Annotated in this window: 22 protein-coding genes; 20 read left to right on the plus strand and 2 right to left on the minus strand. The window is 69.0% G+C overall.

Annotation, left to right across the window (positions count from 1 at the left end; all coding sequences use genetic code 11):
- Positions 1-385 precede the first annotated feature (385 nt).
- The 11 genes from AC5JCN_RS02925 to murC all read left to right on the plus strand — a co-directional run bounded on the left by AC5JCN_RS02925 (position 386) and on the right by murC (position 13,264).
- A complete protein-coding gene (locus tag AC5JCN_RS02925; RefSeq protein WP_495753501.1) occupies positions 386-868 on the plus strand; it encodes a division/cell wall cluster transcriptional repressor MraZ in 483 nt (160 codons plus the stop codon).
- On the plus strand, positions 865-1,860 hold the full coding sequence (rsmH, locus tag AC5JCN_RS02930; protein ID WP_495753502.1) for a 16S rRNA (cytosine(1402)-N(4))-methyltransferase RsmH: 996 nt from the start codon (positions 865-867) through the stop codon (positions 1,858-1,860). The genes AC5JCN_RS02925 and rsmH overlap by 4 nt, the downstream gene beginning before the upstream one ends.
- A gap of 1 nt (position 1,861) precedes the next feature.
- Entirely contained in the window at positions 1,862-2,257 is a 396-nt protein-coding gene (gene ftsL / locus AC5JCN_RS02935; protein ID WP_495753503.1) for a cell division protein FtsL, read from the plus strand.
- A gap of 10 nt (positions 2,258-2,267) precedes the next feature.
- Positions 2,268-4,076, plus strand: coding sequence for a peptidoglycan D,D-transpeptidase FtsI family protein (locus AC5JCN_RS02940; protein ID WP_495753504.1), 1,809 nt, complete (start codon positions 2,268-2,270; stop codon positions 4,074-4,076).
- The gene (locus AC5JCN_RS02945) at positions 4,073-5,521 is read left to right on the plus strand and encodes a UDP-N-acetylmuramoyl-L-alanyl-D-glutamate--2,6-diaminopimelate ligase (RefSeq protein WP_495753505.1); all 1,449 of its coding nucleotides are present in this window, start codon (positions 4,073-4,075) and stop codon (positions 5,519-5,521) included. The genes AC5JCN_RS02940 and AC5JCN_RS02945 overlap by 4 nt, the downstream gene beginning before the upstream one ends.
- Positions 5,518-6,939, plus strand: coding sequence for a UDP-N-acetylmuramoylalanyl-D-glutamyl-2,6-diaminopimelate--D-alanyl-D-alanine ligase (locus AC5JCN_RS02950; RefSeq protein ID WP_495753506.1), 1,422 nt, complete (start codon positions 5,518-5,520; stop codon positions 6,937-6,939). Before AC5JCN_RS02945 ends, AC5JCN_RS02950 begins: the two co-directional genes overlap by 4 nt.
- A gap of 16 nt (positions 6,940-6,955) precedes the next feature.
- On the plus strand, positions 6,956-8,041 hold the full coding sequence (gene mraY, locus AC5JCN_RS02955) for a phospho-N-acetylmuramoyl-pentapeptide-transferase (RefSeq protein ID WP_495753507.1): 1,086 nt from the start codon (positions 6,956-6,958) through the stop codon (positions 8,039-8,041).
- 7 nt (positions 8,042-8,048) lie between these two features.
- Complete coding sequence (gene murD, locus AC5JCN_RS02960) at positions 8,049-9,464, plus strand: UDP-N-acetylmuramoyl-L-alanine--D-glutamate ligase (protein ID WP_495753508.1); 1,416 nt, start codon at positions 8,049-8,051, stop codon at positions 9,462-9,464.
- A 3-nt stretch (positions 9,465-9,467) separates the two neighbouring features.
- Complete coding sequence (locus AC5JCN_RS02965) at positions 9,468-10,613, plus strand: FtsW/RodA/SpoVE family cell cycle protein (RefSeq protein WP_495753509.1); 1,146 nt, start codon at positions 9,468-9,470, stop codon at positions 10,611-10,613.
- A gap of 120 nt (positions 10,614-10,733) precedes the next feature.
- Positions 10,734-11,834 carry an undecaprenyldiphospho-muramoylpentapeptide beta-N-acetylglucosaminyltransferase gene (gene murG / locus AC5JCN_RS02970; RefSeq protein ID WP_495753510.1) on the plus strand — a complete coding sequence of 367 codons (1,101 nt, stop codon included), beginning with the start codon at positions 10,734-10,736 and terminating at the stop codon, positions 11,832-11,834.
- A gap of 14 nt (positions 11,835-11,848) precedes the next feature.
- Positions 11,849-13,264: a UDP-N-acetylmuramate--L-alanine ligase gene (murC, locus tag AC5JCN_RS02975; RefSeq protein WP_495753511.1), complete on the plus strand. Its 1,416-nt coding sequence runs from the start codon at positions 11,849-11,851 to the stop codon at positions 13,262-13,264.
- Positions 13,265-13,317: 53 nt separating this feature from the next.
- Here murC and AC5JCN_RS02980 read toward each other — a convergent pair whose 3' ends face one another.
- Positions 13,318-13,710: a helix-turn-helix domain-containing protein gene (locus AC5JCN_RS02980; protein ID WP_495753512.1), complete on the minus strand. Its 393-nt coding sequence runs from the start codon at positions 13,708-13,710 to the stop codon at positions 13,318-13,320.
- 12 nt (positions 13,711-13,722) lie between these two features.
- Positions 13,723-13,962, minus strand: a complete 240-nt coding sequence (locus AC5JCN_RS02985; RefSeq protein WP_495753513.1) for a type II toxin-antitoxin system RelE family toxin — start codon at positions 13,960-13,962, stop codon at positions 13,723-13,725.
- Positions 13,963-14,036: 74 nt separating this feature from the next.
- Between AC5JCN_RS02985 and murB the strand changes: the two genes are divergently transcribed.
- From murB to AC5JCN_RS03030, 9 genes are all read left to right on the plus strand, one after another.
- Complete coding sequence (murB, locus tag AC5JCN_RS02990) at positions 14,037-14,960, plus strand: UDP-N-acetylmuramate dehydrogenase (RefSeq protein WP_495753514.1); 924 nt, start codon at positions 14,037-14,039, stop codon at positions 14,958-14,960.
- A gap of 41 nt (positions 14,961-15,001) precedes the next feature.
- On the plus strand, positions 15,002-15,925 hold the full coding sequence (locus AC5JCN_RS02995) for a D-alanine--D-alanine ligase (protein WP_495753515.1): 924 nt from the start codon (positions 15,002-15,004) through the stop codon (positions 15,923-15,925).
- Between the two features lie 116 nt (positions 15,926-16,041).
- On the plus strand, positions 16,042-16,875 hold the full coding sequence (locus tag AC5JCN_RS03000; protein ID WP_495753516.1) for a cell division protein FtsQ/DivIB: 834 nt from the start codon (positions 16,042-16,044) through the stop codon (positions 16,873-16,875).
- Entirely contained in the window at positions 16,872-18,197 is a 1,326-nt protein-coding gene (ftsA, locus tag AC5JCN_RS03005) for a cell division protein FtsA (protein WP_495753517.1), read from the plus strand. Before AC5JCN_RS03000 ends, ftsA begins: the two co-directional genes overlap by 4 nt.
- Before the next feature lie 83 nt (positions 18,198-18,280).
- Positions 18,281-20,014 carry a cell division protein FtsZ gene (gene ftsZ, locus AC5JCN_RS03010; RefSeq protein ID WP_495753518.1) on the plus strand — a complete coding sequence of 578 codons (1,734 nt, stop codon included), beginning with the start codon at positions 18,281-18,283 and terminating at the stop codon, positions 20,012-20,014.
- A gap of 332 nt (positions 20,015-20,346) precedes the next feature.
- Positions 20,347-21,297, plus strand: coding sequence for a UDP-3-O-acyl-N-acetylglucosamine deacetylase (gene lpxC / locus AC5JCN_RS03015; RefSeq protein WP_495753519.1), 951 nt, complete (start codon positions 20,347-20,349; stop codon positions 21,295-21,297).
- A 155-nt stretch (positions 21,298-21,452) separates the two neighbouring features.
- Positions 21,453-22,349 carry an outer membrane protein assembly factor BamD gene (locus AC5JCN_RS03020; RefSeq protein ID WP_495753520.1) on the plus strand — a complete coding sequence of 299 codons (897 nt, stop codon included), beginning with the start codon at positions 21,453-21,455 and terminating at the stop codon, positions 22,347-22,349.
- Between the two features lie 88 nt (positions 22,350-22,437).
- Positions 22,438-23,364: a 50S ribosomal protein L11 methyltransferase gene (locus AC5JCN_RS03025; RefSeq protein WP_495753521.1), complete on the plus strand. Its 927-nt coding sequence runs from the start codon at positions 22,438-22,440 to the stop codon at positions 23,362-23,364.
- 29 nt (positions 23,365-23,393) lie between these two features.
- Complete coding sequence (locus tag AC5JCN_RS03030; RefSeq protein ID WP_495753522.1) at positions 23,394-25,217, plus strand: aminopeptidase P family protein; 1,824 nt, start codon at positions 23,394-23,396, stop codon at positions 25,215-25,217.
- The last annotated feature ends 11 nt before the right edge of the window (positions 25,218-25,228 follow it).

Below are 25,228 nucleotides of genomic sequence, written 5' to 3' on the forward strand. Positions count from 1 at the left end.
GACGCGCAGTCTTGCGGAACGGCCATGCGGGTCTGAAGACCCGCGCTCCGTGGACTGCGCGTCTTCAGACGCGCCGTGAGGCGCTGGCCAGTGGGTCTGGAGACCCGCGCTCCACGCGCAACCTCCTGTCAACGCTTCCTTAACGTTAACCATGTGTTGTGGAACGGATGCTCCTGCGGGCCTCCCGCGAGGGCTCGCGCACCCGTCCCGTTCCATTGACGACCATATAGTCCCATGGTATCCCAAATCATCCCGTACCTAAGGCGTTGCGGATCTGCCGTTCGGGGAGAGGTCACGGTCTCTCCCGGTGCGCAGCCGTGCCGTCGAGTGGGCGGGGTGCGTGAAGCCGGTGCGTGTTCCGCCGGCCGTGCGGCACAGGGACCGGATGGATCGCTTCGTTTCCAGCTTCACCAACAGGTTGGATGCGAAGGGGCGCGTCTCGATCCCGGCTCCCTACCGGGGCGTGCTGGCGAGGGATGGTTTCGAGGGGCTCTACGTGCATCCGTCGCTGGAAGCATCGGCGCTGGATGCCGGAGGCAACGGGCTCCTCGCCGAGATCGACGGGCTCATCGCGGGCCTGACGCCGTTCTCGGACGAGAGGGATACCTTCTCGACCGCTCTCTACGGCATTTCGGAGGTGCTGAAGGTGGACCCGGAGGGCCGCGTCGGCTTGACGGAGACCCTGAAGGGCCACGCGGGGATCACGGACGCGGTCACGTTCGTGGGCCTTGGACACAAATTCCAGATCTGGGAGCCCGAAGCCTTCAAACGTCATCTCGACGAGGCCAAATCGAAGGTCAGGGAACTCAGGAAGGGGCTCGGCGCGATCGCGCGCCAGGCTCCCGACCCCGGAGCACGGGAACGATGACGGGTCGCGGCGAAGGGAACTCCGACGCCGCTGGCGGACCGGCCCGTCACGTTCCCGTGCTGGTCCGGGAGGTCATCGACGCGCTCGATCCCCGTCCCGGCGGCTCCTATTGCGACGGCACCTTCGGCGCCGGCGGCTATACCGGCGCCATCCTCGACGCCGCCCCCGACACCCGCGTCGTCGCGCTCGACCGCGATCCCACCGCCATCATGGGCGGCTATGGGATGGTCGAGGCCATGGCCGGCCGGCTGACGCTGGTGCAGAGCCGCTTCGGCGAGCTCGACGAGGTGGCGCGGGCCCACGGCTTCACGCCGCTCGACGGCGTCGTGCTCGACATCGGCGTGTCGTCCATGCAGCTCGACGATGCCGAGCGCGGCTTCTCCTTCCGGCAGGACGGCCCGCTCGACATGCGCATGGAGAACGCCGGCGAGAGCGCGGCCGACCTCGTCAACACGCTGACGGAGAGCGCGCTGGCCGACGTGATCTACGAATATGGCGAGGAGCGCCGCTCGCGCGCCGTGGCGCGGGCCATCGTGGCCGCACGGCGCGATGAGCCGATAACCACCACCAAGCGGCTCGCCGACATCGTCGGCTCCGTCGTGCGCTCCGCCCCCGGCGACATCCACCCGGCGACCCGCACCTTCCAGGCGCTGCGCATCGCGGTGAATGACGAACTGGGAGAACTCGAGGCCGCGCTCACCGCCGCCGAGCGGGCGCTCGCCACCGGCGGGCGGCTCGTCGTCGTCACCTTCCACTCGCTGGAGGACCGCATCGTCAAGCGCTTCCTCACCGAACGGTCCGGCCGCGAGGCAGCCCCCTCCCGCCACGCACCGGCCACGGCCGGGCTGGCGCCGACCTTCCAGCTCCTCGGGCGCAAGCCCGTGGTAGCGGGCGAGGAGGAGTTGCGTGCCAATCCGCGCGCCCGTTCCGCCAAGCTCAGGGCCGCGATCCGCACCGACGCGCCGGCCCGCCGGCCGGGCGGGAGGCGCTGACATGCGCAAAGTCCTGCATTCCGTCGCGATCGTCGCCCTCGTCGGGTCCGCCCTTTACGCGTACCGGACGAAGTACGACACGATCTATCTCTCCGAGCAGGTGGCGAAGCTGAAGACCCGCATCGGCCGCGAGCGCGAAGCCATCGCGGTGCTGCGGGCCGAGTGGCAGTTCGTCTCGCGCCCGGACCGCATCCAGGCCCTCGCCGACCGCAATCTCGACCTGCAGCCGGCGGCCGTCACCCAGATCGTGCGCTGGCAGGACGTGCCGGTCCGCCCGGCCCCCGTGGATTCCATCGGCCAGAAGCTGGAAGCGCTCGGCCTGGCGGAGCCCACGAACACCCCGTCCCGAGCTCCGTCCGGCGGCTCGAGTACGCCGACCAGCAGCAAGAAGCCCTGAGGGCCGCCCGATGCGCGATCCGGTTTCCCCAGACGATCACGGACATCTCGGCGGCTACGTCCCCTCGGGCGAGGTGGGCGACGATGCTCCGGCCGTTTCCCCCGGGCGCCGTGTCGTCCGGACGTGGCGCTGGGTGTCAGACCTGTTCCGCATGCGGCTCGACAAGAGCGGCCAGCGCGTCTTCATGGTCGCCGCGGGCTTTGCGTGCATCTACCTCGTGATCGGGGCGAGGCTCGTTCAGCTCGGGCTCCGGCCGGATCCGCCGACGGCCTACCGGCGGGCGGCCGCTGAGGTGTCGGGCGCGCGGCCCGACATCGTCGACCGCAACGGCACGATCCTGGCCGCCGACGTGAAGACGGTGTCGGTCTTCGCCGAGCCGCGCCGCATCGTCGACAAGGACGAGGCGGTCGAGCTGCTGACGGCGGTGCTTCCCGGCGTCGACGCACGCGAATTGCGCGAGAAGCTCAACACAAAGCGCGGCTTCGTGTGGGTCAAGCGCGAGATCACGCCCAAGCAGCAGCAGGAGGTGTACCGCCTCGGCCTGCCCGGCGTCGGGTTCATGCCCGAGAACAAGCGGGTCTATCCCAACGGCAGCGCGCTTTCCCACGTGCTGGGCTTCACCAACCTGGACAACCAGGGCATCGCCGGGATCGAGAAGTATATCGACGGCCAGGGCCTCGCGGCCCTCAACATGGCCGGGTTCACCACCGACTCGGCCGACCTGAAGCCGGTCCAGCTCTCCATCGACCTCAACGTCCAGCACGCCCTGCGCGACGAGCTCGTGAAGGGCCTGGAGCACTACAAGGCGCGCGCGGCGGCGGGACTGATCCTCGACGTCAATTCGGGAGAGGTGATCGCGCTCTCCTCGCTGCCGGACTACGACCCCAACAACCCCGTCGACGCGCTGGATCCGAACCGCATCAACCGGCTCGCGGTGGGCGTTTACGAGATGGGCTCCACCTTCAAGGCGCTCACCACGGCGATGGCGCTCGACTCCGGCAAGGTGAGCATCAATTCGAGCTTCGATACGCGTGGCGTGCTGCGTTTCGGCCGCTTCACCATCAATGACTACCACGCCACCAACCGCATCCTCACCGTCCCCGAGATCTTCATCCACTCGTCCAACATCGGGTCCGCGCGCATGGCGCTGGCGGTCGGCGTGGACGGGCACAAGGCCTTCCTCAAGAAGATGGGCCAGCTCGACCGTCTGCGCACCGAGTTGCCCGAGAACGCCGAGCCGATCGTCCCCTCGAAGTGGGGCGAGCTGAACACCATCACCATCGCATTCGGGCATGGAGTGGCCGTCGCGCCGCTGCAAGCATCCGCCGCCGTGGCCGCCCTGGTGAACGGGGGCAACTGGATCACGCCCACCTTCCTGAAGCGCAGTCCAGACGACGCCGCCGCGCTCGCCCATCGCGTCATCAAGCCGGAAACGAGCGAGGCGCTGCGCTACGTCATGCGCCTCAATGCCGAGAAGGGTTCCGCCGGCAAGGCGGCGGTCCCCGGCTATTTCATCGGCGGCAAGACGGGCACGGCGGAGAAGGTGATCGGCGGCCAGTACTCGAAGAACCGGCTGTTCACGACGTTCATGGCGATCGCCCCTGCGGACAAGCCGAAATACCTGTTCGTGACGCTCTATGACGAGCCGCAACCCCTTCCCGAGACGTTCGGCTTCGCCACGGCGGCGTGGAACGCGGGCGCCACCACGGGCAAGATCGTCGAGCGCGTCGCGCCCCTGCTCGGCCTGCCGCCGCGCTTCGAACCGCCACAATTGCCCTTCCCTGTGATGACCAAACTGGGCGCATGGGGCACGAAATGAAGCTGGCCGATCTGTTCCCGAACCTTGCCGGGAGCCCGGAGGGCGAAACCCCGGTGGCCGGCCTCACCGCCGACAGCAGGGCGGTGGAGCCGGGCTACGTCTTCTTTGCCGTCGCGGGCGCCAAGGCAGATGGGCTCGGATTCGCCGGCGCCGCCGTTCAGGCGGGCGCCTCGGTCGTGGTTGGCGAGGCGGACCGTCCCGCCGTGCTGCCGGCCGAAACGCTTTATCTCAAGGTGGACGATGCCCGCCGCGCGCTGGCGCTCGCCGCCGCGGCTGCCTTTCCGCGGCAGCCCGGGACGATCGTCGCCGTCACCGGGACCAGCGGCAAGACCTCGGTCGCGGAGTTCTCGCGCCAGATCTTCGCCGGTTGCGGGCGGGCTGCCGCGAGCCTCGGCACGATCGGCGTCGTCACCCCGGCCGGAGCCGTCTACGGCTCGCTGACGACGCCCGATCCGGTGACCCTGCATCGGACGCTCGACCATCTGGCGGGGGAAGGGGTCACGCACCTCGCCATGGAGGCGTCCTCGCACGGGCTCGACCAGCGGCGCCTCGACGGCGTCCGCCTGACCTGCGCCGGCTTTACCAATCTCGGCCGCGACCACCTCGACTATCATCCCAACATGGAAGCGTATCTCGCGGCGAAGTTGCGGCTTTTCGATACGCTCCTGCCCGATGGCGGCACCGCCGTCATCAACGCCGACGGGGAGTATTCGCCCGCCGTGATCGAGGCTGCCCAGGCTCGCGGCCTGCGGGTCGCCACGGTAGGCCGCAAGGGAAAGCACCTGCGCCTGGCTTCGCTGATCCGCGACGGCTTCGGCCAGGTGATGATCGTCGAGGCCGGTGGCCGCAGGATCGACGTGCACCTGCCGCTGGCAGGCGACTTCCAGGCTGCCAACGTGCTGGTCGCTGCGGGCCTCGCCATCGCCGCCGGCGAGGACATGTCGCGCGTCCTCGCCTCGACATCGCGGCTGGCCGGCGTGAAGGGGCGGCTGGAGCGCGTCGCCGAGGTGAATGGTGCGCTCGTCGTCGTCGACTACTCGCACAAGCCCGACGCGCTCGCCCATGTGCTGGACTCGCTGCGCCCCTACGCCAGCGGCAGGCTCGTCTGCCTGTTCGGCTGCGGCGGTGACCGCGACAAGGGCAAGCGCCCGCTGATGGGCGCGATTGCGGCCGAGAAGGCCGACCTCGTCATCGTGACCGACGACAACCCGCGCTCCGAGCCGCCCTCGTCGATCCGCGCCGCGATCCTCGCCGCCGCGCCGGGTGCAGTCGAGATCGCCGACCGGGGCAAGGCCATCCGCACCGCGGTGCATGCCCTGCAGCCGGGGGACGTGCTGCTGGTCGCCGGCAAGGGCCATGAGACTGGCCAGATCGTCGGGGACCGCGTGCTACCCTTCTCGGATCACGAGGCGGTCGCCGCCGCCGTCGCGGAGCTTCAGGCATGAGCCCGCCGCTGTGGACGCCGGAGGCGATGCAGGCCGCCACGGGCGGGCGCTGGGTGGGCTCGCCCGGTCCCGCGACCGGCGTCTCCATCGACACCCGCACCCTGAAGCCCGGTGACCTCTTCGTCGCCCTGCATGTCGCCCGCGACGGGCATGACTTCGTCGCAGCCGCACATGCGGCAGGCGCCGCCGCCGCGCTGGTGGCGGAAGACCGCGCCGGATCGCTGGAGGGGCAGGGGCCGCTGCTCGTCGTCAGGGACACGCTGGAAGGCATGACGGCGCTGGGCCTCGCGGCCCGCGACCGTACCCAGGCCAGGACCATTGGCGTCACCGGCTCGGTGGGCAAGACGGGGACCAAGGAAGCCCTGAAGACAGTGCTGACCCCGCAGGGCGCCACGCACGCCTCCGTCGCGTCCTACAACAACCATTGGGGCGTGCCCCTGACACTCGCGCGCATGCCGGCCGAGACGCGTTTCGGCGTCTTCGAGATGGGCATGAACCATGCCGGCGAGATCGCGCCGTTGTCGGCCATGGTCCGGCCGCACGCCGCCCTGATCACCACGGTGGCGCCGGTGCACCTCGAGAACCTCGGATCCATCGAGGCCATCGCCGACGAGAAGGCTGCGATCTATTCGGGGTTGCGGGATGGCGGGGTCGCCATCGTCACCCGCGACAATGACCAATACGAGCGCATGCGCCGCCACGCGGAAACCTCGCCCGCCGGGCGGATCGTCACCTTCGGCGAAACGGCCGGAAGCGACGTGCGCCTCGTCGAGGTGGCGCTCGACGCGGCTGGCTCCGACGTCGTGGCTGAAGTCTTCGGCCGTCGCGTCCGCTACAGGATCGGAAGCCCCGGTCGCCACATCGCGCTGAACAGCCTCGGCGTCCTTGCCGGCGTCGAGGCGCTCGGTGGCGACGTGGATGCCGCTGCGGCTGCGATGGCCGACGTCCGGCCTCCCGCGGGGCGCGGCGAGGCGATCCGCCTGGCCATCGCCGGCGGGTCCGTCAGCCTCTACGACGAGAGCTACAACGCCAATCCGGCCTCGATGCGTGCCGCGCTCGACATCCTCGGCCGGACCGGCCCCGGCCCCGGCGGCCGGCGCATCGCCGTGCTCGGCGACATGCTGGAGCTCGGCGAAGAGGGCCCGGCCATGCATGCCGGGCTGGCCGAGGTGGTGGCGGCGAATGGCGTCGACCTCGTCTTCACTGCCGGGCCCTTGATGCAGTATCTGTGGCGCGCGCTGCCGGCAGCCCGCCGGGGTGCGCATTCTCCCCAGGCGGCGGGACTCGAGGATGCGGTCATCGCGGCCCTGCGCCCAGGGGACGTGTTGACCGTGAAGGGGTCCAACGGCAGCCGCACGCATGCCATCGTCGCGGCGCTCAAGGACCGGCTCGGTCCTGCGCCCCATTCCGCCGATTGAGGGCCGCAGGTCGTCCATGCTCCACTGGCTCGCCGAATTCTCCTCGACGTTCAGCTTTCTCAACGTCTTTCGCTACATCACCTTCCGCACAGGCGGCGCGGCCGCGACGGCACTGTTCTTCGTCTTCTTCTTCGGTCCGCGCATCATTGCCAGCCTGCGGCTGAAGCAGGGCAAGGGCCAGCCGATCCGCACCGACGGGCCGCAGTCGCACCTGCTGACCAAGAAGGGCACGCCCACCATGGGCGGGCTGATGATCCTGTCGGGGTTCATCGTCTCGACCCTGATCTGGGCCAATCTCGGCAATGCCTATGTGTGGGTGGTGCTGTTCGTCACCGTCGGCTTCGCCGCCGTCGGTTTCTACGACGACTATCTGAAGGTGACGAAGCAGACCCATGCCGGCTTCGGCGGGCGGGCGCGGCTGCTGGTCGAGGCTCTCATCGCCGTGGTCGCCTGCTACGCCCTGTCCAGGATCGGCGTGGGCAAGCTGGCGACCTCCGTGTCGCTGCCCTTCTTCAAGGACGTGCTGATCGACCTCGGGATCTTCTTCGCCGTGTTCGGCGCGCTCGTCATCGTGGCGGCCGGGAACGCCGTGAACCTGACGGATGGGCTGGATGGCCTCGCCATCGTGCCCGTGATGATCGCCGCCGCGACCTTCGGATTCATCGCCTACCTGTCGGGCAACGCCATCTTCGCCAACTACCTGCAGATCCACTTCGTACCCGGCACGGGCGAACTCGCGGTTCTCTGCGGGGCGATGCTGGGAGCTGGTCTCGGATTCCTCTGGTTCAACGCTCCGCCTGCCCAGATCTTCATGGGGGACACCGGTTCGCTGGCGCTCGGCGGCATGCTGGGCTCGATTGCCGTCGCCACAAAGCACGAGATCGTGCTGGCCATCGTCGGCGGGCTCTTCGTGCTGGAAGCGCTGTCGGTGATCATCCAGGTCGCCTCGTTCAAGCTGACGGGCAAGCGCGTCTTCCGCATGGCGCCGATCCACCACCATTTCGAGCAGCTGGGCTGGTCGGAGTCGCAGGTCGTGGTGCGGTTCTGGATCATCGCCGTCGTGCTGGCGCTGGTCGGCCTCTCCACCCTCAAGCTCAGGTGAGGCGCGCATGACGCCGGTCACCTGCTTCTCAGGCCGGGAGGTCGCACTGTTCGGGCTCGGCGGATCCGGGCAAGCGACTGCCATGGCCCTGGCCGAGGGAGGAGCGCAGGTCGCGGCGTGGGACGACAGCGAAGTCTCCCGCGACAAGGCGCGCGGCGCCGGCATCCCCATCGTCGACCTCGCCCGCGCCGACTGGAGCCGCTTCGCGGCGCTGGTCCTGTCGCCTGGCGTGCCGCTCACCCATCCGGCCCCGCACTGGACGGCGGTGAGGGCCCAGGCGGCAGGCATCGAGATCGTTGGCGACGTCGAGCTTTTCCGCCGCGAGCGTCGGATCCGGGCACCGGGGTCGCCCTTCGTCGCCATCACCGGAACCAACGGAAAGTCGACCACGACGGCGCTGACCGCCCACCTGATGCGTGCCAGCGGACGCGACACCCAGATGGGCGGCAACATCGGCACGGCCGTCCTTCTGCTCGAGCCCCCGGCTCCCGGGCGGGTCCACGTCGTCGAATGCTCGTCCTTCCAGATCGATCTCGCGCCGGGGATCGACCCCTCGGTCGGCATCCTGCTCAACGTGACGCCCGACCATCTCGACCGCCACGGGACGATGGACAACTACGCCGCGGTCAAGGAGCGCTTGGTCGCGGGCGCCGACGTTCCAGTGGTTGGGGTCGACGACCCCTGGTGTCAGGCTATCCATCGCAGGCTTGCGGAAGCGCGCAAGCCCGTCATCGCCGTCTCGGTCGAGCGCCCGCTCGCCGACGGCTTCTTCCGCGACGGGTCCGCCGTGGTGCGAGCAAAGGACGGCCGCGAGACCGGGCGGTTCGACCTCGCCGGAATTGGATCGCTGCGCGGTGCACACAACGCCCAGAACGCGGCGTGCGCCATCGCGGCTGCGTCCGCGCTCGGCCTCTCGGATGAGGAGATCCGGGTCGCGCTGGCGAGCTACCCGGGCCTCGCGCACCGCATGGAGCAGGTGGCGCGGGAAGGGCGGGTGCTCTTCGTCAATGACAGCAAGGCGACCAATGCGGACGCGGCCGAGAAGGCGCTGCTGGCCTTTCCCGGCGGCATCCACTGGATACTCGGCGGCATCGCGAAGGAGGGTGGCATCACCCCCCTGGAGCCGCTCTTCGGCAGGGTCGAGCACGCCTACCTCATCGGGCAGGCATCGCAGGCCTTCGCCGCCGCGCTGGAAGGCCGGGTTCCCTACACGCTGTGCGAGACGCTTCCCGCGGCGGTAGATGCGGCGGCAGCCGGGGCGGCGCGGTCGTCCGCCGGCGAGCCGGTGGTGCTGCTGTCGCCCGCCTGCGCGTCCTTCGACCACTACCCGAACTTCGAGGTGCGCGGGACGCATTTTCGCGACCTCGTCCTCGCCCGGCCAGGCGCCGGGCCCCTTGCCGCCACCGCTTCCGGAAAGGCCTGAGCCATGGTCTCTCGCGTCGAACGCACGCCCTTCGCCGACTGGTGGTGGACCGTGGACCGCGTGCTCCTGGCCGCGCTCGCCGTGCTGATGGTGTCGGGGATCGTGCTCGGAATGGCCGGCAGCCCGCCCGTGGCGGAGCGGCTGGGCCTGCCCACCTTCCACTTCGTCAACCGGCAGGTCGCCTATCTCATCCCGGCCGTGATCGTCCTCATCCTGACGAGCTTTCTGTCACCGCGCCACGTGCGGCGCACGGCTCTCGTGCTGTACGTCGTCGGTATGGCGCTCGTGGTGGCGACGCTGCTCTTCGGCGCGGAGGTGAAGGGCGCAAAGCGCTGGATCTCGCTCGCCGGCATCGCCGTGCAGCCTTCCGAGTTCGTGAAGCCCTGCTTCGTAATCCTCGCCGCGTGGGCCTTCTCCGAGGGCGGACGACGGCCGGACGTGCCCGGCAACATCGTCGGCTTCGCACTCCTCTTCTGCACCATCATTCCGCTCGTGCTGCAGCCCGACATCGGCCAGACCATGCTGATCACCATGGTGTGGTGCGGTCTCGTGTTCCTCTCCGGCCTGCACCTGTTCTGGGTGATGGGGCTCGGCGGCTTCAGCATGCTCGGGCTGTTCGCGGCCTACCAATTGCTGCCGCACGTCACGGCCCGCATCGACAGCTTCATGGACAACGACACGATCGGCTTCCAGCCGGGTCTCGCCATCGAGAGCTTCGTCACGGGCGGCTGGCTGGGCAAGGGGCCGGGCGAGGGCTCGGTGAAGCGCATCCTGCCGGACAGCCACACCGACTTCATCTTCGCCGTGACGGGCGAGGAGTTCGGCATCCTCGTCTGCCTGCTGCTCGTCTTCGTCTTCGCGCTCGTGGTGATGCGCGGCTTCGTGCTCTCGCGCCGCAACGAGGAGCCGTTCTGCCGGCTGGCCGCCGCCGGGCTGGTGATGCTGTTCGGCCTGCAGTCCTGCATCAACATGGCGGTCAACGTGCACCTGATGCCCGCCAAGGGCATGACGCTGCCCTTCATCTCCTATGGCGGCTCGTCGCTGATCTCGCTGGCGCTGGCCATGGGCTTCCTGCTGGCTGTCACCCGGCGCCGCCCGCGCTCGGAGTATTTCGACCGGATCGTTCCCGCCGCCTCGCGGGAGGCGTGAGGTGGCCGGCAACCCCCGTCATTCCGAGCGAAGCGAGGTAATCCAGGCCTGTTCGCCATTTCCGGAGGCCGCGGCTGGATTGCTTCGTCGCTCCGCTCCTCGCAAGGACGGGCTCGAGGCATGACCGGCCGTCGCATCCTGCTGGCCGCCGGCGGCACTGGCGGCCACCTGTTTCCCGCCGAGGCGCTGGCCACCGTGCTGACGGCGCGGGGATGCGAGGTGCACCTCGCCACCGACGAGCGTGCCACCCGCTATGGAAAGGCCTTCCCGGCGAAGGAAACCCATGAGATCCCGTCCGCCACCTTTTCCGGCCGCTCGCCGGGAGCGGTGGCGGGGGCGCTCTTCCAGCTCGGGCGCGGTTTTCTGTCCTCATGGAGTTTGGTCGGCCGCCTTAGGCCGGCCGTCGTGATCGGCTTCGGCGGGTATCCGACCGCACCGCCGGTGCTGGCTGCAGCCCTGCGGGGCGTGCCGACGGTCATCCACGAGCAGAACGGCGTCATCGGCCGCGCCAACCGGATGCTGGCGCCGCGCGTGAAGATCATCGCCACCGGTTTCCCGTCGGTGAAAGGCATCTCCCCGGCCGCCGCGGCCAAGGTGCGCCAGACGGGAAATCCGGTGCGCCCGGCCGTGCTGGACGCCGCGCGCATTCCGTTCCAGCCGCCTCAGGAGAATGGTCCCATCCGCCTCGTCGTCTTCGGCGGCAGCCAGGGTGCACGCGTAATGAGCGACGTGGTCCCGCCTGCCATCGAGCGGCTTCCGCCCGAAGCCCGCGCCCGTCTCTCCATCGTGCAGCAGGCGAGGGTGGAGGACGAGGGCCGCGTCCGCGATACCTATGCCCGGCTCGGCGTTCCCGCCGAGGTCTCGCCTTTCTTCCGCGACATGCCTGCCCGCATCGCCGCGGGGCACCTCGTCATAGCCCGGTCGGGCGCCTCGACGGTGGCGGAACTGTCGGTGATCGGACGCGCGTCCATCCTCGTGCCCTTGCCGCACTCGCTCGACGGCGACCAGGCCGAGAACGCTGCCGTTCTCGCGGCGACGGGGGCGGCGCAGGTCGTGAAGCAGTCCGAGTTCACCCCTTCATGGCTCGCAGGAGAGTTGCAGCGCCGCCTTGCCGATCCGCAGGGTTTGACCCGCGCGAGCGAAGCAGCCAAAAGCGCGGGCGTGCCCGATGCCGCAGAGCGCCTGGCCGGCCTCGTCCTCGACCTCGCCGGCCCGGCCTGACCCCGGAGAGACCGATGAGACTGCCCAGCACCCTCGGAGCTATCCACTTTGTCGGCATCGGCGGCATCGGCATGTCCGGCATCGCCGAGGTTCTGCACAATCTCGGCTACACGGTGCAGGGCTCGGATGCGTCCGACAGCGCCAATGTCAGGCGCCTGCGCGACAAGGGCATCACCTGCCATGTCGGCCATGCTGCCGAGAACCTGGGCGAGGCGGCCGTCGTCGTCGTGTCCACCGCCATCAGGCGGGACAATCCCGAGCTGATGGAAGCGCGCGAGCGCCGGCTGCCCGTCGTCCGCCGGGCCGAAATGCTGGCCGAACTCATGCGGCTGAAGCAGTGCGTCGCCATCGCCGGGACGCACGGGAAGACCACCACGACCTCGCTCGTCGCGACGCTGCTCGATGCCGGTGGCTTCGACCCCACCGTCATCAATGGCGGGATCATCAATGCCTACGGCACGAACGCCCGCCTCGGCGCCGGCGAATGGATGGTGGTTGAGGCCGACGAATCCGACGGCACGTTCCTCAAGCTGCCGGCCGACGTTGCGATCGTCACCAACATCGACCCCGAGCACCTCGACCACTTCAAGACCTTCGACGCGATCAAGGACGCGTTCCGGGACTTCGTCGAGAACCTGCCCTTCTACGGCTTCGCGGTGATGTGCCTCGACCACCCGACGGTGCAGGAGCTGGTGGGCAAGATCGAGGACCGTCGGGTGATCACCTATGGCGAGAACCCGCAATCCGACGTGCGCCTGATGGACGTCGACCTCACCGGCGGACGCTCGCGTTTCCGTATCGTCATCCGCGACCGCAAGTCCGGGCGGCTCAACGGCATCGAGGAACTGACGATGCCGATGCCGGGACACCACAACGCGCTGAACGCCACGGCCGCGATCGCTGTGGCGTACCATCTCGGCGTGCCGCTCGAGACGATCCGCGAGGCGCTGCGCAGCTTCGGCGGCGTCAAGCGCCGCTTCACCCGGACGGGGGACTGGAATGGCGTCGCCATTTTCGACGACTACGGCCATCACCCCGTGGAGATCTCGGCCGTCCTGAAGGCGGCGCGGGCCTCCACGACAGGCCAGGTGATCGCCATCGTCCAGCCGCATCGCTATTCGCGCCTGGCCTCGCTCTTCGACCAGTTCGCCACCTGCTTCAACGACGCCGACATGGTGATCGTCGCGGACACCTATGCGGCCGGAGAGCAGCCCATTCCGGGTGCGGACCGGGATTCGCTTGTCGCGGCTCTGAAGGCGCATGGCCATCGCAACGCGGTGCCGCTGCCGGCACCTTCCGACATCGCAGGGATCGTCGCCGGCATCGCGGAGCCTGGCGACTACGTCGTGTTTCTCGGCGCCGGCACGATTACCAACTGGGCCTACGCGCTGCCCGGCGAACTCGCCGCCCTCGGCGGAGGGCGGGGGTGACCTGCTCCGGACACCCTTCCGTCCTCCCCAGCCCGCGGCGGGCGGATGCCTGCCTATTCCGCGATCACGTCGAGCGGTGCGCCCAAAGCGGCGGCGACGCGCTTGAGGACGGAGACGTCACCAGTCTTCTTCCGGTTCTCGATCTCGGAGAGAAAACCCTGTGTGATCCCGGCCTTGCTTGCGAGCTGCGTCTGGGTCAGCCCGCGGAAGCGACGGATCGCCTCAATGGGATGCGTGCCGGTTTCGATCTGCTCCCACGTTTCGGTGGGGAGGAAGATTTCCTCTCCGCGCTTTTCGGCTTCGAGGCTTTCGCGGATGAGCCGCGCGGCAACGGCATCTTCGGCGTCCTCGTCGCCCAGCCGGGCGAGAAGCACCTCGTATTCTTCGCGGGGGAGAACAACGAGTTCGTCCCCGGACGGCGTTCTGATAATCTGCGGCTTCGACACGGTCTCCGTCCTTCAGTAGATATTCGAGCGATGGCCGATCTTCGAAACGGCTATCCGACTGCGGTCCTCGGCAAAGAGGACGCGATAGTCGCCAACTCTCAGCCTGTAGAGTTCGGAATTGGCGATAGCCTTGATGTCGGCCGCTCCGGTCATCGCGTATCTTTCGAGTTTCTGGGTAATGCGAAGCCTGACCTCTTCCGGCAACACCAGCAGTTCCCGGCGAGCCTTCGCCGAGTAGACAACCACTTTCATCGAAATATCTCAATTAGCAATATCGCTCGGGGATATCTTCATTCGGTCGATCAGCGCAACGGACCGGAGGTTGCATGAGCCAGCAAACCTTCGCGTTCGACCTCCCGGCCAAAGCGAGGCTTCGCGGCTCTCACCGCGCTGCCACACCGCTCGCGCCGTTGTCCTGGTTCCGGACGGGCGGGCCGGCCGAATGGCTGTTCGAGCCGGCTGACGAGGAGGACCTGGCGCTTTTCCTGTCGCAGTGCCCCGCCGAGATCCCCGTGACCGTGATCGGGCTCGGCTCGAACCTCCTCGTGCGCGATGGAGGGGTCAGGGGCGTGGTGATCAGGCTGGGAAGGCCGTTCCAGGTGATCCGGACGGACGGCCTACGGGTCGAGGCCGGGGCGGGCGCAGCCGACGTCAAGGTGGCGCGCGCGGCGGCCGACGCGGGTATCGACGGGCTCACCTTCCTGCGCGGCATTCCTGGCACCATCGGCGGCGCCCTTCGGATGAATGCCGGCGCCTATGGCGGCGAGGTGAAGGACGTCCTGGTTTCCGCGCGCGGCGTCGACAGGGCCGGGCGGCTGCGGGAATACACGCTGGCGGACATGGGCCTCACCTACCGGCACTGCGCCGTCGAAGGCGGCGTCGTTTTCACGCGTGCGGTCTTCCAGGGCCGCCCGGGAAATCCGGCCGCCATTCTCGCGGCCATGACGGCGATCACCGAGGCGCGCTCGGCGACGCAGCCTGTGAACACGCGCACGGGCGGCTCAACCTTCAAGAACCCGCCGGGAACGAGCGCCTGGAAGCTGGTGGATGCCGCCGGCTGCAGGGGCCTGACCATGGGCCGCGCGCAGGTTTCGGAACTGCACACGAATTTCCTCATCGCCCATGACGGCGCAACGGCCGCCGAGGTCGAGGCGCTGGGCGAGGAGGTACGCCGGCGGGTGCGCGAGCATTCCGGCGTCGAACTGGAATGGGAGATCAAGCGGATCGGCCTGCCGGCAGGGCAGGGCTGACCGCCGTCGCCGGGGCGCATGCGCCCGGCAAGGGGGATCGCATGAGCAAGCATGTCGCCGTCCTGATGGGCGGCCTTTCCGCCGAGCGCGAGGTGTCGCTCAACACGGGCAAGGGGTGCGCCGCCGCGCTCGAAGGCGAGGGCTACCGCGTCACGCGCGTCGACGTCGGGCGGGACATAGCGGCCGTGCTCACCGGGCTGAAGCCTGACGTCGTCTTCAACGCCCTGCACGGGCGGTGGGGAGAGGACGGCATCATCCAGGGCATCCTGGAGATGCAACGGATCCCTTACACCCACTCAGGCGTGCTGGCGTCCGCCCTGGCCATGCAGAAGGACCGCGCCAAGGCGGTGATGGCAGCCGCTGGTGTTTCCGTGCCACACGGCGTGACCGTTAACCGTTTCGAGGCGGCGCGCGCGCATGTCCTGCCCGCGCCCTATGTCGTAAAGCCCGTCAGCGAGGGCTCCTCGGTCGGCGTCATCATCGTCAAGGAGGAGCGGAGCCATCCTCCGCAGGAGCTCGCAGGCAGCGAGTGGGCCTTCGGCGAATTCGTTCTGGTGGAAAAATTCGTTGCAGGACGGGAGCTTACGTGCGCCGTGATGGGCGACCGCCCGCTCGGCGTCATCGAAATCCTGCCCCATGCCGGCGCCTTCTACGACTATGAGTCGAAATATGCGCAGGGGGGATCCGTCCACGAGCTCCCGGCGAAAATTAAACCGAATATTTACCATCAGGTCCAACAAATGGCGTTAACGGCGCATCAAGCACTCGGCTGCCGCGGGGTCAGCCGTGCAGACTTCAGATACGACGACACGCCCGGCGGAACCGGGGAACTCGTCTGTCTCGAGGTCAACACGCAACCCGGCATGACGGCCACGTCGCTGGTGCCCGAACTCGCTGCCCATGCGGGCATGACATTCGGTGAGTTGGTTCGATGGATGGTGGAGGACGCCTCCTGCGATCGGTGAATGCGGCGCTCGGCGTCGGCATTGCCCATGGGCCCGCCTTTGCGGGCGCCGGGCTGCCGGCGAGGGCGGGCCGGATGCTCCCGCTCGCCCCCAGGCTGGCCCCCACGAGGCCCCGCATGCCGTTGCGCGCCAGCGAGAGGTCGCGCCGCAAGCTCCCCCGCTTCCTGGGTGTCGCCCTGCTCGGGGGCTTCTTCGGCGCTGTCGCCTTCTACGGCGTCTACAAGGGCGGGCAGTACGAGGATTTCGTCGCCGTCTACGGCGAGCCCGCCGACATCGTCGCCCGCACGCTCGGCTTCGGCATCGACCAGGTCACGATCTCCGGCATCGTCGAACTCGACCAGACCGAGGTCCTGCAGATCGCCGGCGTCGATCCGCGTGGCTCGACGCCGTTCTTCGACGCGGCCACCGCGCGCGACCGGCTGCTGGCGACGCCGATCGTGAAGGAAGCCTCGGTCCGCAAGCTGTTCCCCAACGCGCTCGCCATCTCGCTGGTCGAACGCCAGCCCTTCGCGCTCTGGCAGTCGCATGGCGATCTCTATGTGGTCTCCGACGACGGCACCGTGATCCAGCGCTACGACGACGAGCGCTACGCCGGCCTGCCCCTCGTGGTCGGGGAGGGGGCCGCCGCCAAGGCTCCCGAGTTCACGAAGCTCCTCGAGGCGGCGCCGTCCCTGCGCACGCATGTGCGTGCCGGCATCCTCCATGGCGAGCGGCGCTGGGACATCAAGCTCGACAACGGCATGGACGTACGCCTGCCGGAAGAGGCGCCTGAGAAGGCGCTCGTGCGTCTCGCCGCTCTCGAAAAGGAGCAGAAGCTTTTCGAGCGTGACGTGCTCTCCATCGATCTCCGCCAGCCCGACCGGGTGGTTCTCCGCCTGACGGAAGAAGCGGCGGCCGGGCGTGCCGACGAGGTGAAGGCCCGGTCCAAGAACAAGGGGAGCCCGATTTGAGCCACCGCCGGCCGAGCCTCACCCCGCGCCTGAAGCCCCTGTCGCCGCGCAAGAGCGCGGTGCTGTCGGTGCTCGACATCGGCACGAGCAAGATCGCCTGCCTCGTCGCGCGGCTCGACCCGGTGGCAGAGAGCGATCTTCTGCGTGGACGCACGCACCGGGCCCGCATCATCGGCATCGGCCACCAGCGCTCCCGTGGTCTCAAGGGCGGGGTCATCGTCGACCTCGACGCCGCCGAACATGCCATCCGCCTCGCCGTCGACGCTGCCGAGCGCATGGCGAAGGTCGAGGTGCGGTCCGTCATCGTCAACATGACGGGCGGGCGGCTCGGCTCGCAGTCCTTCCACGCCGAGGTCAAGCTGCGCGGTGCCGTCGGCGAGGGCGACGTGCATCGCGTGCTCGAAGCCGCATCTTCCGTGGCCTCGCTGCCCGGGCGCACCGTGCTGCACGCACTGCCGACCGGCTTCTCGCTGGACGCGACGCGCGGCATCAACGATCCGCACGGCATGGTCGGTGAGACGCTCGGCGTCGACATGCACGTCGTGTCGAGCGACCAGAACGCCACGCGCAACCTGATGCTCGCCGTGGAGCGCTGCCACCTCGACGTCGAGGCGGTGGTCGCGACACCGTACGCGGCCGGCCTCGCCGCGCTCGTCGAGGACGAGGCGGAGATGGGCGTCGCCGTCGTCGACATGGGCGGCGGCACGACGAGCGTCGGCGTCTTCGCCGGCGGTCACTTGGTGCATACGGACGCGGTTGCCGTGGGCGGCAACCACATCACCATGGACATTGCCCGCGGGCTCGCCACGAGCCTCGCGCATGCCGAGCGTCTCAAGACGCTCTATGGCTCCACCATCGCCACCGCGTCCGACGACCGCGAGACCATCGCCGTCGCCTCGGTCGACGAGGACGACCGCGACAGCGTCAACCACGTGCCGAAGTCGCAGCTCGTCCGCATCATCCGGCCGCGGGTCGAGGAAATCCTCGAACTCGTGCGCGACCGCCTGAAGGCGGCCGGCTTCTCCGCCCAGTCGGGCCGGAGGGTCGTGCTGACCGGTGGCGGATCCCAGCTCACCGGGCTCGTCGAGCTCGCCCGCACCACCATCTCCAAGCAGGTGCGTGTCGGGCGGCCGCTGGGCGTGCAGGGGCTTCCGGAAGCGGCAAAAGGCCCTGCCTTCGCCGCTCCGGTCGGGTTGCTCGTCTATCCGCAGGTCGCGGGGCTCGAGCATTTCGTTCCACGCCAGACCGGGGGCGTTCTCCTCGGCACGGGCACGGACGGGTACTTCTCCCGCATGGGGCGGTGGATCAAGGACAGTTTCTGAGAAGGTAGCCCGGCGGCGGCGCGGCGGCCGACGTCGGAACGGGGAACAAGGCGCGAAGGCGCCGCATCGAGAGGCCTAGGACGATGACGATCAATCTGAAGGTTCCGGACATCCGCGAGCTGAAGCCCCGCATCACGGTGTTCGGGGTCGGCGGCGCCGGCGGCAACGCCGTCAACAACATGATCGAGATCGGCCTGCAGGGCTGCGAGTTCGTCGTCGGCAATACCGACGCGCAGGCGCTGACCACGTCCAAGGCGGACCGGGTTATCCAGATGGGCGTGCAGGTGACCGAGGGTCTCGGCGCCGGGTCGCAGCCGGAAGTCGGCCGCGCTGCCGCCGAGGAGGTCATCGACGAGATCCGCGACCAGCTCGCCGGCGCGCACATGGTGTTCGTCACCGGCGGAATGGGCGGCGGCACCGGCACGGGCGCGGCCCCGGTCGTGGCCCGCGCGGCCCGCGACATGGGCATCCTCACCGTCGGCGTCGTGACCAAGCCGTTCCAGTTCGAGGGCGCCCGGCGCATGCGCCTGGCCGAGGCCGGCATCTCCGAGCTTCAGAAGGCGGTGGACACCCTCATCGTCATCCCGAACCAGAACCTCTTCCGCGTCGCCAACGAGCAGACGACATTCGCCGACGCCTTCGCGATGGCGGACCGGGTGCTCTACTCCGGCGTCGCCTGCATCACCGACCTGATGGTCAAGGAAGGCCTCATCAACCTCGACTTCGCCGACGTGCGCGCCGTGATGCGCGAAATGGGCAAGGCGATGATGGGCACCGGCGAGGCGACCGGCGAGAAGCGCGCCCTGCGCGCCGCCGAGGCCGCCATTGCCAATCCGCTCCTCGACGACGTCTGCATGAAGGGCGCGCGCGGCCTGCTGATCTCGATCACCGGCGGCTCCGACCTCACCCTCTACGAGGTCGACGAGGCTGCCACCCGCATCCGCGAGGAGGTCGACCAGGACGCGAACGTGATCTTCGGCGCCACCCGCGACGATTCCCTGGAAGGCATCGTCCGCGTTTCCGTGGTGGCCACCGGCATTGACCAGGAGATCGGCCGCGAGATCGCTCCCGAGCGCGGCATCGCCGAGGCCGCCGAGCGCCTCCGGCAGGAAGCCCGCCTGCGCCACGAGGCACAGGCCCAGCGCCCCGTCCGCGTCGAGACCCAGGTCGAGGCTCCCGCAGCCCACCACCAGGGCCACTACGCCAACCAGGCCCACCACCACCAGCAGCAGATCGAGGCCGCCGCCGCCGCGCAGGCGCTCGAAGTCAGCCTGCGTCCGGTGGCTCCGAAGCCTGTCGTCTACTCCGCGCAGGTGGCCGAGACGGCGCCTGCTCAGATCCAGGACCACACCCCGCCGTCCACCTTCATCCCGCCGCGGGCCGAGGAAGTGGTTCGCCCGCCGCGCATGCCGCGCGTCGACGAGCTGCCCATGCCGGGCCAGCGCATCGTCGAGCAGAGCCGCCAGGCCTCGCCGCAACAGGCCCCGGTCGAGAAGAAGCGCGTAACCCTGATGGAGCGGCTCGCACAGGCCGGCTTCGGCCGCCGCGACGAGGCTGCGCCCGCTCCGCAGGCCCCTCGCCAGGCTTCCGCCCAGCCGCAGCCGGCGCAGGCACAGCCCCAGCACCAGCCGGGGCCTGCGCAGTACGCTCCGCAGCAGCCGGCGCCGGTGCACCACGAGTATGGAAAGCGCCCGGCCGCCCCGATGCAGCGTCCGCACCAGGGTCTCGACCAGCACGGCCGGCCCGCGCCGCAGCCGCGCGCCTTCGAGGACGACCAGCTGGAGATTCCGGCCTTCCTGCGCCGCCAGACCAACTGACGGCAGTCGTCATCTTCGCCACGATTGGCGCCCGGCTTTTCATTAAGCCGGGCGTAACTCGTTCAAATCAGTTACGTTTTTGTGGCAAGAGAAGCGGCCGGAAAGGCTCGGAATTGTGTTACAAACCGTTAGAAACCGTGATTTGGATGGCCTAAGGCACCCCGCTATGTTCCGACTGCGAGACGGGGCCGCAAGGCCGATAATCAAAGCCCGTCAAACGTCTCGCAGGGGCGCGTCAAGCTGAGCACGGACACCGGAACGGAATGAAGGTCGGCCCTGACGAAGGAATACCGGCATTGCTCCGCGATCCGATGAAAGTGTGGAATGGGATGATGGCTGGACAAAAGCAGGCGACACTGCGCGATCGCGCAGAGCTCAAAGGGGTCGGGGTCCATTCGGGCGTACCCGTCCGCATCATTCTCCATCCCGCAGACATCGACACCGGGATCGTGTTCCTGAGGACCCGCATCGAAGGCGGGCATGAGCGCCTCATCGAGGCGCGCCACGATCTGGTCAGCGCCACGGAGCTCTGCACCATCATCGGCGAGACCGCCTCCGGGTCGGTCGCCACCATCGAACATCTCCTCGCCAGCCTGGCTGGTCTCGGCATCGACAACGTGCTCGTCGAGATCGATGGGCCGGAAGTGCCGATCATGGACGGCAGCGCCGCCCCCTTCGTCGAGGCGATCGACAGGGCTGGCATCGTCCGCCAGTCCGCGTCCCGCCGCTATCTCAAGGTCCTGAAGCCGGTCCGCATCGAGCATGGCCGCGCCTTCGCCGAGCTTCGCCCCTACACCCGCGGCTTCCGGCTGGAGGTCGAGATCGACTTCCAGACGCCGGTCATCGGCCGGCAGAAGCGCATTACGGATCTCGACCCGACCACTTTCCGCCGCGATCTCGCCAGGGCCCGCACGTTCGGCTTCATGAGCGATGTCGAGCGGCTTTGGAAGGCCGGCTTTGCCCTCGGCGCTTCGCTGGAGAACACCGTCGCTCTGGGCGAGGACAAGGTGATCAATCCGGAAGGGCTTCGCTTCTCCGACGAGTTCGTGCGCCACAAGACGCTGGATGCCGTCGGCGACCTCTCTCTCGCCGGAGCACCCATCCTCGGCCACTACCGCTCCTATTGCGGCGGCCATCGGATGAATGTCGCGGTCCTCGCTGCACTCTTCGCCGACCGCACGGCGTACGCCTTCGTCGAGTCGGCCAGCCGCGAGACGACCTCGCGCGGTGTCGACGCCGGTGCACTGGCGCCGGCCATGGCGTTCGCGCCGGACGTCAGCTGAACCGCAAGGTCCCGCTCAAGCCGTGTCCTGCCTGCACCGCCCTGCGTCCGATCGACCGAGGCGGGTAGCGGCGCGGTCCGGCTTGCGGTAAACAGTCGCCGCGAGCGTGGTCGTGTCAGCGATCCGCAGCCGACCATCCGAGGGTTTCCCGGTCCATGCGCATTGACGTCAGATCGATTGCAGCCGCCCGCCCCTGCGCCGGCTTTTCCGTGGTCCGGCCCTTCCTGGTGCTCGCGCTTCTCGCGCCACTGGCCGCGTGCGACACGATCCAGAACTTCAATCCGTTCGACAAGACGGAAAAGTACACGCCTCAGATTACCCCTGAGGTGCCCGCGGACACGCTCTACAACCAGGGCCTCGCCCTGGTGAACAAGGGCGACTACGACGGCGCCGCCAAGAAATTCGCGGATCTCGACCGCCAGTATCCCTTCTCCCAGTGGTCGAAGAAGGCCCTGATCATGCAGACCTACGCGGCCTATACGGGCCGCGAGTACGACGATGCGGTCGTCAACGGGAAGCGCTACCTGTCGCTCTATCCCACCGCGCCGGACGCGGCCTATGCCGCCTACATGGTGGCATCCTCCTACTACGCCCTGATCCCCGACGTGACGCGCGACCAGGAACGCACAGAGAAGGCGCTGCTCTCCTTCCAGGAGATCGTCCAGCGCTGGCCGCAGTCGGAGTACGCCGAGGATTCGCGCTTCAAGATCCAGGTCGTCAAGGACCAGTTGGCCGGCAAGGAAATGACCGTTGGCCGCTACTACCTGAAGCAGCGCAACTACACGGCCGCGATCAACCGCTTCCGCACCGTGGTCAGCCAGTACCAGACCACCAACCAGATCGAGGAGGCGCTGGCCCGCCTTGCCGAGGCCTACATGGCCCTCGGGATCGTCAACGAGGCGCAGACGGCCGGCGCGGTGCTCGGGCACAACTTCCCCGACAGTCAATGGTACAAGGACACCTACGCGCTCCTGCAGAGCAAGGGCCTCGAGCCGCGCGAAGACGCGGGCTCCTGGATCAGCCGCGCCATGAAGGGCGTCGGCCTGGGCTGAGTCTTCACCAGTCTGCGCTGTCGCAGCGGCCAGCGGGCCCGCACCGCCGCCCGTAGCCCGGTGCCGCGCCATCGTGTAGGAGGGGCCCATGCTCGAAGGGACGCCTCCTCACAACCCCACCCACCTCATGCGACTCGTCACGGACGAGCTGACGGCACGCCGCGTGGCGGACGTCGTGGTGGAGATGTTCGACCCCGCCGAAACGGCCGCGGCCGCCTTCGAGAACGAGCAGACCCTGGCCTGGGAGGTCGAGGTCTATTTCTCCTGGCCGCCGGACGAGGACGAGATCCGCGCGCTCGTGGCGGCATCCGCAGGTCCCGCGGCGGCAGAGGCCGTCCGGTTCGACGCGATCGGCGAGAAGGACTGGGTGCGCGCCTCGCTGGAGGGGCTCGCTCCCGTGCCCGCGGGCCGCTTCCTCGTCCATGGATCGCACGACCGGGACCGCGTGCCTCTCAATGCCATCGCTATCGAGATCGAGGCGGCGCTCGCTTTCGGCACCGGCCACCACGGCACGACGCGTGGCTGCCTGCTGATGCTGGATGGCGTCCTGAAGCAGAGGCGGCCCCGGCACGTCCTCGATGTCGGCACGGGCACCGGCGTCCTCGCCATCGCTGCCGCGCGGGCGCTGCGCCGGCCGGTAAGGGCAGGGGATATCGATCCGGTGGCCACGGAGGCTGCCCTCGCCAATGCCCGCCACAATCGCGCCGGAGCGTGGGTGCGGCCGGTGACGGCGAGGGGCCTCGAGCATCCCGGCCTGCGCGCTGACGGTGCCTATGACCTGGTGTTTGCCAACATCCTCGCCCGCCCGCTGGTGCGGCTTGCCCCCTCCATCGCGAGGGCGGCATCGGACGATGCGGACATCGTGCTGTCCGGCCTGCAGATGTCGGACGTGCCCGCCGTGCTCGCCGCCTATCGCGCCCAGGGCCTGACGCTGGCCCGTCGCCTCGGCCTGGACGGCTGGGCGACGCTGCTGCTGCGCCGGGGCGGTGCCTCGCCGCGCCGCCTTTTCCGCTGACCCGCATCCATCGCACCGGAGCGCCTCCGATGGCAAACGCCGTGTTCCAGAGCTTCGACGAAATTTCCGACCGCACGAAGGGCGCGCCCCGGCTCGCGCTGCTGCGGGTCGAGTTGAAGCGCCGGGGCGTGCAGGGCTTCGTCGTGCCGCGCGCCGACGAGCACCAGAACGAATACGTCCCGCCCTGCGCCGAAAGGCTCGCCTGGCTCACCGGCTTCACCGGGTCCTGGGGCACTGCCATCGCGCTGATGGACAAGGCGGCCGTGTTCGTGGACGGGCGCTATACGGTCCAGGTTCGCGAGCAGGTCGATGCCGGGGCCTTCACGCCGGAGCACCTGATCGAGACCCCGCCGGAGACCTGGCTGGAACTGCACCTGAAGAAGGGCGACCGGCTGGGCTACGATCCCAACCTGCACACGCCCGACGCCGTGAAGAAGCTCGAGCGCGCCTGCGCCAAGGCGGGCGCCACGCTCGTGCCGCTCGACGGCAACCCGATCGATTCGGTGTGGGAGGGGCGCCCGCCCGTGCCGCTCGCTCCCGTCGTTCTGCACGCACTCGACAAGGCGGGCGAGGACACCGCCGCGAAGCTCCGCCGCATCGGGGAGAAGCTCGGCTCGCTGGGCGACGACGCCCTGGTCGTTTCCGATCCGCACGCGCTGGCGTGGATTTTTAATGTGCGTGGGGGAGACGTCTCCCATACGCCGCTGCCGCTGGGCTACGCCGTCGTGCCGCGCGAGGGTCGGCCGGAGATCTTCATCGACGGCCGCAAGCTCTCCAACGCCGTGCGCTCTGAACTCGCCGGCATGGCTGAGATCGCCGAGCCTGCCGCGCTCGACACGGCGCTTGCGGCGCTCGGCAAGGCTGGCCGGAAGGTGCGGTTCGACCAGGCGACGGCGGCGCAGCGCCTCGTGACGCTAGTCGAGAAGGCGGGCGGAACGGCGGATGTGGGCGTCGACCCCGTCGCCCTGATGAAGGCCGCCAAGAACGTCACCGAGATCGAGGGCACCCGTGCCGCCCACCGGCGGGACGCCGTCGCAATGGCGGCTTTCCTGGCCTGGCTGGCACGCGAGGCGCCGAAGGGGTCCGTCACCGAGATTGCGGCCGCGGAGAAGCTGGAGGAGTGCCGCAGGGCGACGGGCGCGCTGAAGGACGTCAGCTTCCCCAGCATCGCGGGCGCCGGGCCGAACGCCGCGCTGCCGCACTACCGGGTGTCGCGCGGCTCCGACCGCAGGCTCGATCCCGGCATCTTCCTGATTGATTCCGGCGGCCAGTACGAGGACGGCACCACCGACATCACCCGCACCGTTGCAGTGGGCGAGCCGACGCCCGAGATGCGCGACCGCTTCACCCGCGTGCTGAAGGGGCACATCGCGATCTCCACGGCGGTGTTCCCGAAGGGCACCTGGGGCGCGCAACTCGACAGCTTCGCCCGGCGGCCCCTGTGGGAGGCCGGTCTCGACTTCGACCACGGCACGGGCCACGGCGTCGGCAGCTACCTGTCGGTGCATGAGGGCCCGCAGCGCATTTCCAAGCTGGGAACCACTCCGCTGGAGCCCGGCATGATCCTCTCCAACGAGCCGGGTTACTACAAGGCAGGCGCGTGGGGGATCCGAATCGAGAACCTGATCCTGGTCGAGAAGCGCGACATCCCCGGGGCCGTGCGGGAGATGTACGGCTTCGAGACGCTGAGCTTCGCGCCGATCGACCTCGCTCTCGTTGAGCCCGCCCTCTTGACGGCGGAGGAAAAGGCCTGGCTGGACGCCTACCACGCCGAGGTCCGCGCCATCGTCGGGCCGCAGGTGACCGGCGAGACGCTGGTGTGGCTCGACCAGGCCACGCGGCCTGTCGGGTGAGAGCAGTGGAG

The sequence above is a fragment of the Alsobacter sp. genome, from assembly GCF_059501845.1.

What these genes read in the sequence shown, in the direction of transcription:
- AC5JCN_RS02925 (WP_495753501.1), top strand. Translation starts at nt 386, where the DNA reads ATGGATCGCTTCGTTTCCAGCTTCACCAACAGGTTGGATGCGAAGGGG.
- rsmH (WP_495753502.1), top strand. Translation starts at nt 865, where the DNA reads ATGACGGGTCGCGGCGAAGGGAACTCCGACGCCGCTGGCGGACCGGCC.
- ftsL (WP_495753503.1), top strand. Translation starts at nt 1,862, where the DNA reads ATGCGCAAAGTCCTGCATTCCGTCGCGATCGTCGCCCTCGTCGGGTCC.
- AC5JCN_RS02940 (WP_495753504.1), top strand. Translation starts at nt 2,268, where the DNA reads ATGCGCGATCCGGTTTCCCCAGACGATCACGGACATCTCGGCGGCTAC.
- AC5JCN_RS02945 (WP_495753505.1), top strand. Translation starts at nt 4,073, where the DNA reads ATGAAGCTGGCCGATCTGTTCCCGAACCTTGCCGGGAGCCCGGAGGGC.
- AC5JCN_RS02950 (WP_495753506.1), top strand. Translation starts at nt 5,518, where the DNA reads ATGAGCCCGCCGCTGTGGACGCCGGAGGCGATGCAGGCCGCCACGGGC.
- mraY (WP_495753507.1), top strand. Translation starts at nt 6,956, where the DNA reads ATGCTCCACTGGCTCGCCGAATTCTCCTCGACGTTCAGCTTTCTCAAC.
- murD (WP_495753508.1), top strand. Translation starts at nt 8,049, where the DNA reads ATGACGCCGGTCACCTGCTTCTCAGGCCGGGAGGTCGCACTGTTCGGG.
- AC5JCN_RS02965 (WP_495753509.1), top strand. Translation starts at nt 9,468, where the DNA reads ATGGTCTCTCGCGTCGAACGCACGCCCTTCGCCGACTGGTGGTGGACC.
- murG (WP_495753510.1), top strand. Translation starts at nt 10,734, where the DNA reads ATGACCGGCCGTCGCATCCTGCTGGCCGCCGGCGGCACTGGCGGCCAC.
- murC (WP_495753511.1), top strand. Translation starts at nt 11,849, where the DNA reads ATGAGACTGCCCAGCACCCTCGGAGCTATCCACTTTGTCGGCATCGGC.
- AC5JCN_RS02985 (WP_495753513.1), bottom strand. Translation starts at nt 13,962, where the DNA reads ATGAAAGTGGTTGTCTACTCGGCGAAGGCTCGCCGGGAACTGCTGGTG.
- murB (WP_495753514.1), top strand. Translation starts at nt 14,037, where the DNA reads ATGAGCCAGCAAACCTTCGCGTTCGACCTCCCGGCCAAAGCGAGGCTT.
- AC5JCN_RS02995 (WP_495753515.1), top strand. Translation starts at nt 15,002, where the DNA reads ATGAGCAAGCATGTCGCCGTCCTGATGGGCGGCCTTTCCGCCGAGCGC.
- AC5JCN_RS03000 (WP_495753516.1), top strand. Translation starts at nt 16,042, where the DNA reads ATGCCGTTGCGCGCCAGCGAGAGGTCGCGCCGCAAGCTCCCCCGCTTC.
- ftsZ (WP_495753518.1), top strand. Translation starts at nt 18,281, where the DNA reads ATGACGATCAATCTGAAGGTTCCGGACATCCGCGAGCTGAAGCCCCGC.
- lpxC (WP_495753519.1), top strand. Translation starts at nt 20,347, where the DNA reads ATGGCTGGACAAAAGCAGGCGACACTGCGCGATCGCGCAGAGCTCAAA.
- AC5JCN_RS03020 (WP_495753520.1), top strand. Translation starts at nt 21,453, where the DNA reads ATGCGCATTGACGTCAGATCGATTGCAGCCGCCCGCCCCTGCGCCGGC.
- AC5JCN_RS03025 (WP_495753521.1), top strand. Translation starts at nt 22,438, where the DNA reads ATGCTCGAAGGGACGCCTCCTCACAACCCCACCCACCTCATGCGACTC.
- AC5JCN_RS03030 (WP_495753522.1), top strand. Translation starts at nt 23,394, where the DNA reads ATGGCAAACGCCGTGTTCCAGAGCTTCGACGAAATTTCCGACCGCACG.